This window comes from Sorangium sp. So ce394, from assembly GCF_051474665.1.
Taxonomy (GTDB): Bacteria; Myxococcota_A; Polyangia; order Polyangiales; family Polyangiaceae; genus Sorangium; species Sorangium cellulosum_D.
The window spans coordinates 5,218,271-5,230,747 of sequence record NZ_CP150339.1 but is presented as its reverse complement, the minus strand read 5'-3'; the positions used below and the strand labels follow the sequence as shown (position 1 = coordinate 5,230,747).

The 12,477-nt window shown below is 68.5% G+C and carries 8 protein-coding genes; 3 read left to right on the top strand and 5 right to left on the bottom strand.

Annotation, left to right across the window (positions count from 1 at the left end; translation table 11 throughout):
• Nucleotides 1–236: 236 nt before the first annotated feature.
• Nucleotides 237–1,481, bottom strand: coding sequence for a hypothetical protein (locus WMF33_RS19220; protein ID WP_437338493.1), 1,245 nt, complete (start codon nt 1,479–1,481; stop codon nt 237–239).
• A gap of 430 nt (nt 1,482–1,911) precedes the next feature.
• Complete coding sequence (locus tag WMF33_RS19215; RefSeq protein ID WP_437338492.1) at nt 1,912–2,310, bottom strand: PAAR domain-containing protein; 399 nt, start codon at nt 2,308–2,310, stop codon at nt 1,912–1,914.
• A gap of 355 nt (nt 2,311–2,665) precedes the next feature.
• On the opposite strand from WMF33_RS19215, the gene WMF33_RS19210 reads away from it, so the two are divergent.
• On the top strand, nt 2,666–3,784 hold the full coding sequence (locus tag WMF33_RS19210) for a hypothetical protein (protein ID WP_437338491.1): 1,119 nt from the start codon (nt 2,666–2,668) through the stop codon (nt 3,782–3,784).
• A 1-nt stretch (nt 3,785) separates the two neighbouring features.
• Here WMF33_RS19210 and WMF33_RS19205 read toward each other — a convergent pair whose 3' ends face one another.
• The 3 genes from WMF33_RS19205 to WMF33_RS19195 form a co-directional block, all read right to left on the bottom strand.
• On the bottom strand, nt 3,786–5,744 hold the full coding sequence (locus tag WMF33_RS19205; protein ID WP_437338490.1) for a hypothetical protein: 1,959 nt from the start codon (nt 5,742–5,744) through the stop codon (nt 3,786–3,788).
• A gap of 11 nt (nt 5,745–5,755) precedes the next feature.
• Nucleotides 5,756–8,392 carry a type VI secretion system tip protein TssI/VgrG gene (gene tssI / locus WMF33_RS19200; RefSeq protein WP_437338489.1) on the bottom strand — a complete coding sequence of 879 codons (2,637 nt, stop codon included), beginning with the start codon at nt 8,390–8,392 and terminating at the stop codon, nt 5,756–5,758.
• 311 nt (nt 8,393–8,703) lie between these two features.
• Nucleotides 8,704–10,053, bottom strand: coding sequence for an EVE domain-containing protein (locus WMF33_RS19195; RefSeq protein WP_437338488.1), 1,350 nt, complete (start codon nt 10,051–10,053; stop codon nt 8,704–8,706).
• Nucleotides 10,054–10,286: 233 nt separating this feature from the next.
• On the opposite strand from WMF33_RS19195, the gene WMF33_RS19190 reads away from it, so the two are divergent.
• Nucleotides 10,287–11,030, top strand: a complete 744-nt coding sequence (locus tag WMF33_RS19190; RefSeq protein ID WP_437338487.1) for an HNH endonuclease — start codon at nt 10,287–10,289, stop codon at nt 11,028–11,030.
• Nucleotides 11,031–11,438: 408 nt separating this feature from the next.
• Nucleotides 11,439–12,014 carry an RNA polymerase sigma factor gene (locus WMF33_RS19185; RefSeq protein WP_437338486.1) on the top strand — a complete coding sequence of 192 codons (576 nt, stop codon included), beginning with the start codon at nt 11,439–11,441 and terminating at the stop codon, nt 12,012–12,014.
• The last annotated feature ends 463 nt before the right edge of the window (nt 12,015–12,477 follow it).

The following is a 12,477-nucleotide window of genomic DNA, read 5'->3' as shown; positions in this document are numbered from 1 at the left end:
CCCCGCCCCCCTCGGGCTGCGGTGGTTGCCGAGTTTGCCGGCGCGTTGAGGCGCGCCATTGTGCTTAGGGGCGCGCTGGCGGCCAGGGTCGTTCACGCGTCGATATGGCCCCCGCCGTGCTGTCGTGCCCCGCCGCGTCACCCGGGCGCGTTACCGGTCGACGGTCAGGGGCTCAGCCCGACACGACGGAATGCGCGGCGCCACCGGCGTTGCAGGCATCGCGAGGTCGAAGCGGCTCACCCCGCTGGCGCGCCCCGCGTCGCGAAGTGCGCGTGGTAGCGCCGGTACAAATCCTGCCATCGTGCGTACTCATCCGGGCGCTCGCGAAACCGCTCCTTCCAGCCGGCATCGACTGCTGACCGCTTCTCGACGAAGCCCAGCCCGTATCGCTCGAAGATCTCCTCGGCAGCTTTCGGGAACAAGGCCAGCTCGGCGCAGAGCGCGGCGTACTGGGCGAGCGGCAGAATCGTCTCGATCGGCTCGCGGAGGGGCGCTGGATCTCCGCTACCAGGGTTGCTCGACGGCGCGGGAAGCTGCGGTGCGGGGCTCTGGGGGCTCGTCGTCCCGGCCCCGGATGTCGGTGCGTATGCAGCTTGCTGCAGTAGCTCACGGGGGATCGCCAGGCTCAGCGATGTTTCTCCAAGCTCAGCCCGAGCTTGCGCAGTGGGTCTCGATGTCACTGCAGCTCCGGCAGCTCTTGTGTGCTCCGCTGCCGCGAAGGGGACCACGGGGCCTCGCGGGGGAGACTGCACCGGCGACGTCTTCACGACGTTCCAGGGCGCCTGCGGTGGTTGCGGCGAGGCTGTCGGAGTGGACGGCGCGGGAGGCCCTGAGGCTCCGGTCGTGAACGGCAGAGCGGGGCCGCGTGGAATGTCCATAAGCGGCCCGGTCTCCCCGATCACAGGGCGCGAATGCTTCACCGCCGCCGAAACGCTGGACTGCGGAAACGGCAGTGCCGCCCCGCGTGGACTATCGGGCAAGGGCGCCGTGCCGGTGAGCGATTCCGCGGCGCGCGCAGGCTTAGGCTTGGCCTTCAGGATCGCGAGCTCGCCTCGCGCGGGCACGAAGGGGACCACCGCGCCTCGTGGGACATCCAGCAGCGGCCCCGTGCCCTGCAGCGCCTTCGGCGTCACGACGGGCGCCATGGGCCCAACCGTGACCTCGCGGGGGGGCGGTGTAGAGCGTGCGGACGAGGCGGTGCGAGGTGCCATCGAGCGCTCGACGTCAGCGACGCCCCGCGCGCGAGCAAGGAGCATCTCCAGTCGACGCGCGTGGTGCGCCTCCAGCCGCTCGAAGTCCTTCATCAGCTCCGCGTCACGCTGCAGCACCGTCCGCCACCGCTGCTCAAGTGCAGCGAGCGCCTCCTCATCGGCCAAGCCGTGGCGCCGCAGCATCCGCTCGCGCTGCTCGGGCAGCGCCGCGAGCTCGGCGCAGAGCGCGGCGTACTCGGCCAGGCCCAGCTCGGGCTCGCCGGCCGACACCGCCGCGGTGGGCTCGCCTGCCGATCCCTCCGCCGGTCCGCGTGCACCGGCCACCGTCGACGGCCGCAGAACCTGCGGGCCGACACGGAGCGGCCCCAGCCGGATGCGCCTCGAAGGTGGCAAGGAAGCGCGCCCAGGCGGCCGCGTTCTCAGCGAGAGGTTCGACCGGTCGGTCGAGCCAGTCCTCCGCGCGCGCCAGCTCCCGCTCGTACGTCGCGAGCAGCTCCGGCTCAGCGACCAGCCGCCGCTTCCATGCAAGATCAGCCCGCGCGAACGCACGCGGCGCCAGCCCCTCGACGGCGAGCACGTCCGCGAGCGGGAATCCCTCCGTCACCGCCGCCCTGACGGCTGCGTACTGCGCCAGCGAGATCGCTTCGCTCGCCTCCTGCGCCCCTGCCGCGGGTTCGGTAGCTACCGCCATGCCCTGGCCTCAGTCGCCGATCAGCACGGTCCCGACGGCGATCACGCTTCCGTTCGGCGCGTCGGCCGGATCGTTGCAAGTCAGCGCCGGATCACCGAGGTGCGCGGCGGGCTTGTTGTTGATGAGCACCGTCTTGCTGCCCGCCTGGACACGAGCCCGGTTCGACGGAGGGCGCTGGAACGTGCCTCCTGCAGGCACATGGCCGGGCGCGTTCGTCGCGGTGCTCCCCTGCGTCGCGGCCGGCTTGCCCTCGACGAGGACATCCGCACTCAGCGCGCCGGACAGGTTCCCGCTGAACGGCATCGGCGTCGGCGTCGGTACAGGCCCACCGGGCGACGGCACCATCACCAGGTGCGTATCGATGCCGATGACCGTATCGCCCTGCTTCGCGGCGGGTTTTCCTGACATGGCCCGATCCTACGCCCGGCGCGCCCGCCAGTACATGGCTTGCGTCGCGCGCGAGCAAACGCGCTCGAACCTCCCTCTGCGGCGACGACGCCTCTTGCGCCGCGAGCCGGCTCCGCAGCATCCTGCTCATGTGCGACGCCGCGCATCCCTGCCCTCCTCCGTCCTCAATCTCCTCCTGGGGCTCTGCGTATGCACTGCGCCGGTCGCATGCACTCCATCGAGCCCGGTCCCGAACGCAGGCTCGATCGGAGCTCCGACCGCGCAGGGGCCAGCCTCGCCACCGAAGATCTCACCGCCGGCCGCGTCGCAGCCGTCCGCCTCGCCGGTGCCGCAGCAGCACGGTCCGGTCCCCGAGGTGGAGCTCGCCGTCTCGCTCGCTGCCGAGGCGAAGCTCGCCGAGCCCGGCTGCCCATGCCCCGCCGCGGTGGGCTTCCACAGCCTGGGCCAGAAACTCCTCTTCCAGGCTGAGCGGCGTTACGCCGAGCTCGATGGCCGACGCCTCGTGCTGCGCCCGGAGACCACCCGCGGCCTACCTGCACAGGGATTCACCGCGATGACCTTCTTCGGCGACTGGCCGGCGTCGGCGTGGGCTCAGCTGCGCGAGGATGATTCCTGGGATAGCGGGCACACGCAGGGCGCGCTGTACCGCTGGGAGAAGGCTCGGTGGCGCCGCGTGAAGGCGACGGAGGCCGACGAACAGTATGGCCCCTGGTACCGCGGCGACCGTTCCATCGGAGCGATCGTCCACACCTTCGACGGCGGCTACAGCGCCCAGAGCGTGATCCTGCCGCTCGACCCACAGAGCAAGGCCCCGGTGCCCCGGCTCGCTCGCCGTGCGGATGGCGGCCAGCGCCTGTTCGTGCTTGCGTCCACCTCGCTTCCCACCGGCCACCTCTTCGTGCTCGGAAACGATTCGCAGAACCGCCGCCGGGATATCCCCTGCGTCGAGCGCTTCAGCCCCGGTGCGGAGACGGGCACGCTGGAAGCGCTTCCGCTGCCGCCGCAGCCCCCTCCGAAACTAGAATGGCGGAGTCTCGCTGCGCGCTCCCCGAACGACGTCTACGTCGCTGGTGTCCTCGCCGATCCGCCCGAGCATACGGGCCCAACGGTGTCGTACCTCGCGCATTTCGACGGGACGACGTGGAGTTTGCTCGATGTGCCCGCGGGCCTCTGGGGCCCAGAGATCAGCGTCGCCGAGGACGGAACGCTCTGGATCCTGAACGACACGCCGGACGTCAACCCTGCGCTTTCCGTTGCCTTCAGCTCCCAGCTCCTCCGGCGCGCGCCTTCCGGGCACTGGGCGCAGGTGCGGCTCCGGACGCCCTCGGGTCCCGTTGGCGCCGACGTTATCCTCAGCCACGTCTTCGTGCACGGCAGCGTCGTCTGGTTCGTGGGGTTCACCAAGACGCAGAGGGATCGCGTGCTCGTCTGGACGACGGCACCGGTGGACGCGACGCTGGCGATTCCCCCTTGAGTTAGGCGTAGTCCCTGAACAGCGCTGGGAGAGCGGGGTTGCTCGGAGCGATGGCTTCCTTCGGCGGAAGCTTGTCGAGAAAGCGCTGCAAGTTCGGAGGGAACGCGCCCGCGGGCTCGACTTCCTGGTAGGACTCGGCCTTCGTTGTTGAGCCCGGCTCGTTGCCTCTGGTCTTGGTGAACGTCCGCTGCACCTGCTTCACATGGCCGTCTGCAAGTGAGCCGATGATCAGGTAGCGCGAGCGGTGAATCGGCGTCCCGAACTCGTCGACCTTCATCGTGCGCGGCGCCGCCATCACTGCCGACGCGACGCGCGCCGCGTTCTTCTTCTCCGCCGATGCGTCAGGGCCGACATAGACGTCGAGCGGGACATAGAAGACCCAGAATGCCTGAACATCTCTCGTGCCAGGCAGGTTCCGGAGCGACCAGAAGTAGCGTGCGATGGTGAAGTTCCGATCCTCCGTGTCGCCCCACATACGGAGCAGCCGGCTGACGAACAGGAGCCCAGGAGGCGGGTTCTTCGGATCGATTGGGCTCGGGAACGTCGCGTCGCGCATGGTGAGCACCAGCCGGGTGAAGCCGATCGGCCGCGCTTTCCGGATTCGTGCGACGGCGCCGGCCAGATCTGTGGGGGGTCTGGGGATACCCATCCCGATGTAGTGTTTCGTCGTGACATTGTTCCAGAGGGGGTCATCGTAGGAGCCCTTGCCCGCGAAATCCGTCATGATCAACGGTACGGGGCCGCTGCCACGCTCCTTGTGCTTCAGCCCGCCGGTGTCGAAGAATTGCGCTTGCTTCTGGGTCTGGTCGACCCGGAGAACGAAGGCGATGTGCGACCCCTCGCGCTGCAGGTTCGCCTTCTTCTCGTGTTCGGATATGGGCGCCGGCTTGAATACGTAGATGCTGCCGGGAGTTAACCCGACGTCGATGGCTTTGGCGAGGTCCCTCTTCTCCTCGTCCCTGAACCACTTCCCTCCGCTCTTAAACACGCCCATGGCTGACGAGTCGTCGCAAGAAAATCCTGTGCCGGCCACGTCGCTCATGGCGTACCCGCGCGAGAGTACGCCGAAGCTGACGTTATGCTGGCAGGCAGCCGTGAGGGACACTATGGGTGATGCCGCCGGGTCGGAGAAGGGCTTGTAGAAGATCGTGTCCTTATTCGGATGTCCGTAAGTGGCGGCGGCGCCGTTGTAGGGCTGCCCGAGCAGCAGCTCGGTAATCGCGCGTGCCCATTGTTCCTCTGGGTCGCTCTCTTTCCACTTCGTCGTGTCCCAGAGGCCCATCGCAGCCCCCTTTTTCCAGACGACATCGAGCCCGCCTTCAAGGCGCTTGGCGATGAGCGCCAGCGTGGCGTCGATGCTTGTGTCGGTTTCAGTGTCGCCAGGGTCGACGGCGTTCAGCGCGACGGACAGCCGTGGCGGCGCGAGCACACCGATCCCGGAAGCATGATTCTCGACGCCGGGCTGCGCGCTCACCACCTGCGGCGCATCCTCATCCGGAGGTGGTGGTGCCTGTTCCGTGGCAGCCGCCCCGCCAGCGCTCGCTGACGCTTCTGTAGGCTCCGGCAGTTCCATCGTGAGCGAGAAGGTCACGGTCACGTCATCCGCGTCCTCCAGGTCCTCGCCCGTGGGCTCCGCGGGTACGTAGGTGCCGGCCGGTGATTCGAACACGTCCGGCAGCAGACGGAAGATCTGCTTGAAGGAGTTCGTGCCGACGAACGGGTTGTTCCAGTCGACCTCGAACATCGCGTCGGCGCTCTCGAGCTCGAACACCGCCCATCCGTCGGTACCCGTGAACACGCCTGCCGTGCTCGAGGTCCACCTCCCGCTGCCACCGGGGGGGATACGGTTCGGGATCGGCGTATCCAGGCTCCCGTGGAGGAGCTTGCTGGTCGACGGCCGCAATGGGAACTTCGTCTTGTTGACAACGATGCAGGTGACGCTGCGCGTGAGGAACGCCATGTCTCTCTCTCTCAGGTACCGTGGATCTCCACGAGCTTCGCCCGTGTGGCTGCGTCAGCTCGCCCCGTGCCCTCCAGCCCGTGGTCCTGCTGGAAGTCGCGCAGCGCGCGGGCGAGGTCTCCCGTGATTTCTGTCTGGCTCCGGCCCCAGTAGTAGCCGAGGTTCCGCAGGCGGCTCTCGACTCCCGGAACCGAGTCGGCGCCCGCGAGCTCGCCCAGCGCGATGACGTAGCGCTTCGTCTTGCCCGTCGGACGCGGCTCGCTCCAGAGCGTGACCTGCGCGGTCTTGGCCTCCGCGGGCAGATCGGCCTCGATCACGCCCTCCGCGTCGGTCCTGCCCTCGACCTTCACCCCCAGGGACCTGAGGACGTATTCTTTGTGCGCATAGGGCTGCATGTTCACATCGGTGAGCTTGAGCTTGAGGTGCTGGAGGCTCGGCTTCCCGTCCTCGGCCGTCACGTCCTCTGGGTCGAGCGCCCCGCAGTTGAGCTTCACCAGCTTGCCGTTGATGTGCGCGTCCTTGTCGAGCTCCACGCTAGACTCGGAGGCGTAGATCCGGACTGTCTCGGCAACCATCTCGGCCTCCTTGCCCAGCCGGAGCCGCGGGCCGTCGCCCTGCACGTCCACCGACTCGATGCCGGCAATGGAGACGCTCGGGGCCCGCAGCGTGATGCCCTTGGGGGTGAGCTCGATCCGGCTCTCGCCCGCGCAGAGCACGAGCCCGCCTTCTCCTCGCAGCCGCAGCACGTTCGCGCTGCCGACCGCGTAATCTCCCCAGGCGAACGCTTCCACCGTGCCGGGGTCCTCCTCGGTCCCGACCTCCAGGCTGAAGCTCCCTTGCACGCGCAGGTTCGCCTCGCCCTCGACCGTCTGCAACGAGCTGCCCTTTACGGTATGGGTGTCGACGCCGTAAACGACCACGCTACGGCCTCCGCCGATCTCCTCGCGCTGTGTGCCCGCGACCTGATCGATCTGGCTGCCGAGGGTGACGACCCGCCGATCGCCGGAGGTGATCTGGGTCTGGCTCCCGGAGACCGTTTCTTGCCGGCTGCCGCCGACGACGATGGCCTGCTGCCCCGTCACGTTGAGGCGGTGATCGTTGGCGACGACCTCCTCGAGGTCACGCGCTGCTCGCAGGAGGACGCGCTCTGCGCCCGAGCGATCGTCGAACGACAGCTCGTTCGCCCCGCCTGCGCCCGGCGAGCTCTGGGTTCGAAGCCCGCTCTTCAGCTTCTCCGCCGGAAGCGGGAACGGGGGCGGGTGCGTGGCGTTGTACAGGCACCCGAGCACCACCGGGCAGTCGGTGTCCCCGCCGAGGAAGCCGACCAGCACCTCCATGCCCACGCGCGGGACGAACTGCGAGCCGAACGACGCGCCCGCCCAACTCTGGGCGACACGGAGCCACGCCGAGCTCTTCTCGTTGCGCTGGCCCTCGATGTCCCAGTGGAACTGGACCTTGACACGCGCGTGCTCATCGGTGTGCACCTCGTGACCGGCCGGGCCGGTGACGACGGCCGTCTCGAGGACCTGCCTGGGCTTGCGTGATGGGGCGCGTGGACGGAGCAGCGCCTTGGCCTGTACGCATTCGAAGCGGTTGTGGTAGGCGCGCTCGGCGGGTTGTCCGGACAGCTCGGGGGTGTGGCCCTCGTGGACGATGCGGGTGACGGCGTACGCACCATCGAGGCCGGGAGAAGCCTCGGCGTGGAGATCGAAGTGGCGCCCCGGCGCGAGCGCGCGCACCCAGCTCTCGCCGCGGCCGACGACGGAGCGGCGCTGGACCTGCTCCAGGAAGACCCGGGCGCGATCGGGCGTGACCTCGGGCGTGTCATAGTCGGCGTGGTGCTGGTACACCTCGAGCGGCTGCGGCTGCTGGCTGGCCTCTTTGCCGGCCTTCTCGCTGAGGACCAGGTTGGGCCGGCGGAAGTCGTAGTCCCTGAGGTGCACGGCGCCGGGCTTGAGCGCGCGCTGCAGGCTGAAGGCGACGACCTCGAGGCCGGTCTGGGCGAGGCCCGCGTCGGGCCGGAGGACAACGGCGGCGGGCGTCTCGCCACCGAAGGCCGGGGCATAGCGCGCAGGATCGTCGAGGAAGATGACGGGCGCGCGGGCCGTCGTGCCGGCGCTGAGGTCCGGCGCGTCCGCGAAGCACAGGGCGATCCCCTCCTCGGCAGCGAGCCGCCGCACGAACGCCAGGTCGCTCTCGCGGTACTGCACGCAGTAGCTCCGGACCGCGTACGTGCGTGAGAGGCGCAGCTCGACCGGGAGGGAGACCGCGGCGAGGACGTGCTGGAGGATCTGCGGCACGGTCTCGTCCTGGAAAATGCGGCTCGTGGTCCGGCGCCGAAGCAGAGCTAGCGGGGGGACCAGGCGGAGGTGCCAGGTCGGACCGGTCCGCGGGGTGAAGGCCGCCTCCGCGCGCACCTGGTCGATGAGGGCCTCGATGCGGCGCTCAGCACGGCGACCGTCCCGCAGGACGAAGATGGCGAGGCGGCCAAGCAGCTCGGCGTCGCGGCCCTCGAGCTCGGGGGCAGCCTGCACGACGAGCTGGAACGAGAACAGCTCGGAGAGCGCCTCACGCCCGCGGAACGAGACGACGCGCAGGTCAGCTGGACTGAACGTCCCGACGTGAAGCTCGAAGAGATCGCTGGTCACTGATGCAATCTAACAGACATCGTGGGGCTGTCAGCAAAGAGCAGTGACGCGACGCGCGTGCCCCGAACGGTGTGGGTCATGCGGCCCGCCTCTGCCGTAGGCACGTCGGCCGGATCGCGCTGTGAGGACGACGACGCTCTCCTTGAGCTCGATCGGCAGCGTCGGACGCCTCGCCTCGAGCTGCGCCGACACGCGCGCACGGTCGACATCGTGCTGCTCCTCCGGCCTGCCAGGCCGAATCGTAGAGCCCTGATGTCCGAAGGTCGTGCTGGCGGAGCGCGGTGTCCACTAGGTCGAGCTGCGGAAGACCGTCAACGATTGGGCACATTCCGCTCAGGGATCGCGTTTGCGAGCGCTTCCGGCCACACGAGCCGGACCCCGAGGGCCTGACACGTCTCGACCCAGCTCGGATCCTGCGGCTTCCGCTCCGTCACAAGGACAGGTTCGACTGTCCTTCCTCGGGCCCTGAGCAGATGAGCGTACCGAAGCACCTGGCCGAGCCCGAGCCTGAGCTGCCTTTCCTCGTTGAGATCCGTGATGCTCTTGACCTCGGCCACGAAGATCGTGGTGCCCACCTCCCAGGCGAGGTCGTATTCCGGTTCGTCGGCGGACGGTGACCGCGGAACGAGGCCGCACTCCCGAACGAAGTTTGCGAGCGCGTTCTGCGTTTTCGCGTGCCCACGGTTGCCGCGCTCGATTTTCTCGAAGTCCACCTCCTCGGACGGCCCGCGGTTCGTGAGGACCATGGTTTCATCAGCAGGGCGATACGCCGAGCCGAGCTGTACCGCCTCTGGGATGGACACTCGCTGAGCCCATCCGCCGGCTGCTGCCACGACTGCCTCCCACTGCTCGGAGGTGACGTTGAAGATCGTGCCGCCCCGTGCGCGGGCGACCGAAAGGCTCGAGAGTAGGTTCTCGTGCTCGTCGACCCAGAGCGGAAGGCCCGGCGGGGTGACGTACCGGATCCGGACGCGCTCCTCGACGTCGCCGGGTCCGGGCGGCGTCACCCAGTAGGGATTCTCATGGTCCGGCATGCCACGCGGGCCGTCAACGACCTCACCGAGGGCGACAATTCCTCGCCGACCACTGCGGCCTTTACCTCGCCAAACCAAAACGCGGTCGCCGACCTTCATCGGGCGACCGGCCGTGGTCCACGTATCGACCTCGCGCTCCCGGACGGCATCCTCGACGCGGTACGTGTCAGGGCTTGCGAACAGTGCCCAGCAGCGGCTGCCGACAGAGCCGCCGAGGCCGGCCATGCTGAAGAGCAGGCTGCGCATCGCCGCTGCCACGTCCCGCTGCTCAAGGAGACCAGCGTCAAAGATCGGCTCCTTCGCCCAGTCGGGGTGCCCGAGCGACGCGGTCAGTTTATCAAGGACCCGTTGCTCCCCGCCGAGAACGTTGCGAAGGGGCGCGACGTAAACCTGAACGTGCCCACTAGCCCAGCCGCTCACAAGGTCGCCAGAGCTCCCACCCTGGCGGACGATAAAACGTGGCTCCACGTCGCCCTTCCCCCACACGACGTCGAGATCGCCGGCAAGCGACATCGCCTCGTTGAACAAGCGCCGGAGGCCCGCCGCACCGGTCGCAGATCGGACTTCTGCCTCTGAGAAGAAGGCCTGCTCGTTCCACGGCTCTCCGTGCTTCCGCTCACCCTGCATGGGCCGAACGTACCCTGCACCGGGGGACGGGCGAACGTGATTGCGACTCGAACCACGATCGGCGAGGCTCTTCGTGGCGTCCGCCGATGGAGGAGAGCCTCGAGATCCGCGAAGCGGCGATCCTGCACTGCCGGCAGCTCAGCCTGCGGTGGGGCGACGCCGTGCCGTACGCGGAGCTGGCGCGCGGGTTTCCGTACAGGGGCGCCTGGATCAAGCTCGTCGGACCCCAGGGGGTGTTCAAGCCGAAGGAGCTGACCGACGGCCCGCTGACGCTGCTCTCGACGCTCGCGTCCTCGTACGAGGACGAGCACCAGGAGGGCGACGAGGTGCTCTACGACTACGCGCCGCGAACCCGCGAGCATGAGAACAACGGGCTCAAACGCATCGCCGCGTCCGGGCGGAAGGTCATCCTCCTGAAGCAGGTCAAGGGGAAGCCGCGCCCCGAGTACATGGTCTTTGCGCCGGTCGCGATGCTCGGGTTCGACGATGCGGCCCGTAAGGTGCGGCTGAGTCTGGCCGGTGCGCAAGCTGAGGCCGCCCGCATCCCGGCACCGGTTCCCGCACCGTTCTCGAAGGCGTACGCCGAGACGGTCGTCAAGGCTCGGCTCCACCAGGCCCATTTCCGCCGACAGACGCTCGCAGCCTATCAGGAGCGTTGCTGCGTCTGCGAGCTGCGGGAGCGTCCCCTGCTCGACGCCGCGCACATCGTCCCCGATCGGCTCCCCGAGGGCGTACCGACGATCCGGAACGGCCTCGCCATGTGCCCTACCCACCATCGGGCGTACGACCAGGCCATCCTGCTCGTCACCGAGGACTACCGGGTCGAGGTCCGCAGTGATCGGCTCGCGTATGGCGACAGCGACGCGACCCGGCGGACGCTTCTCGACTTTCACGGCCGGTCGCTCTGGCTTCCGAAGGAAGAAGGACTCCGGCCGGATCCCGAGCTTCTGCGCAAGAAGATCGAGCTCGCGGCGTAGGAGACTCGCGATGACGGCGCTCGCGGCAGGTTCTCGCGTGGGCTCGCTGCCTCCTTGATCTGGCAGCGGTGTCATGATGTGCCGCAGAGCCATAATATCCAGAGCGGATGCTGCTCTTCACCCCGGGCAGCTTCGCAGATGGAGAAATGAGCTGCTCAGCAATGGCGTGAGTTGAGCCTCCGTATTCGTAGCTGGTTAGAAGGGCAAAATGAAGTGCAGCCCGCTGCGGCTGCCATCGCCCAGGCTACGTGGCCGACCCCCATTGCGCGATGCCCAACCGACGATCCGTGTATCGCGAGCCCCAATATGAAGCCAACAAACCGATCCGCCAGTCGCTCGCCCCTGGTCGCCCGCTGATCCAGGCAGCTCCACGAGGCCGGCCGGCCCGGCTGAACGCGGGAGGGCTGGGTGAGCACGCTGCGGAGGGGGGCCAGGCGCCCGCCCGCCGCGCCGACACAACCGCCGCCGGTCACGATCCCGCCGGAGGCGATCCTCGCCGAGAGCGGCCTGATCCGCTCCATGCTCGCCCGGTGCGGCGTGCCCGCGCGCGATCGCGACGACGTGCTCCAGGAGTGCCTCATCGGCGCCGTCGTCGCCGTGCCGGAGGGGAGGTACCGACCTCAGCCTGGGCTGCACCCGAGGCGGATCCTCCAGCGCTGGCTCGTGGGCATCGCCGTCCGGCAGGCCGCGAAGTACCACGAGAAGTCGTACCGCCGGCACGAGGTCGCCGTCCCGGACCCGCGGGCCTACGTCACCGGCCGGGTGCCGTCCCCGCACGGGGAGGTCGAGGCGCGCGCCCTGCTGGAACTGCTCTGGCTGGTCGAGCCCCGGGAGCGCCGGGTGCTGATCCTCGTCGGCGAGGGGGAGCAGGTGAGCGAGGTCGCCCGGAACCTAGGGTTGCCGGTCGGGACAGCGTTCTCGCGGCTACGACGTGGACGGAAGCGCCTGGCAGCCGTGCTCAAGCGCCGGCGTCGCTTCCGGTAGCCCTCATTTACCGTGGGCGAGGTATTCATCTACCGCGCGTGAGGTCCTCATCGGGTTCGTGATCGCGGGAGCCCAGTGCGCGCGATGGCCCTGCGCATGCGCAAGCGAAAGTTTCTCTTGCGCACGGTTATACGGATGCATATACTGCTACAGCAGTTGTACGTCCGATTTTTCTAGCCCGAGGCTCCCCGGCGTGCCACACCTGTGGCCTGGAGGCGCGAGCTTGTAAGGCTCACAGAAAAATCCGCCGTGAATGGAAAGCGAAAGGGCCCGGGCTGGCACCCGGAACCCCTTCTCGTCTTCCTGTCGCGCAGCTCTGAGAACCGCGACCGACAGTCCCTGCACGGGCGACTGCGCCAGAGCCTATCGAGGTTCTGGCACGCGTCAAGGTCTCGGCGCTGACAAGGCGGTCGTCTGTCCTCCGGGGAAGGAAGCCGAGACGACATGTTTCAATTCTTGAAAT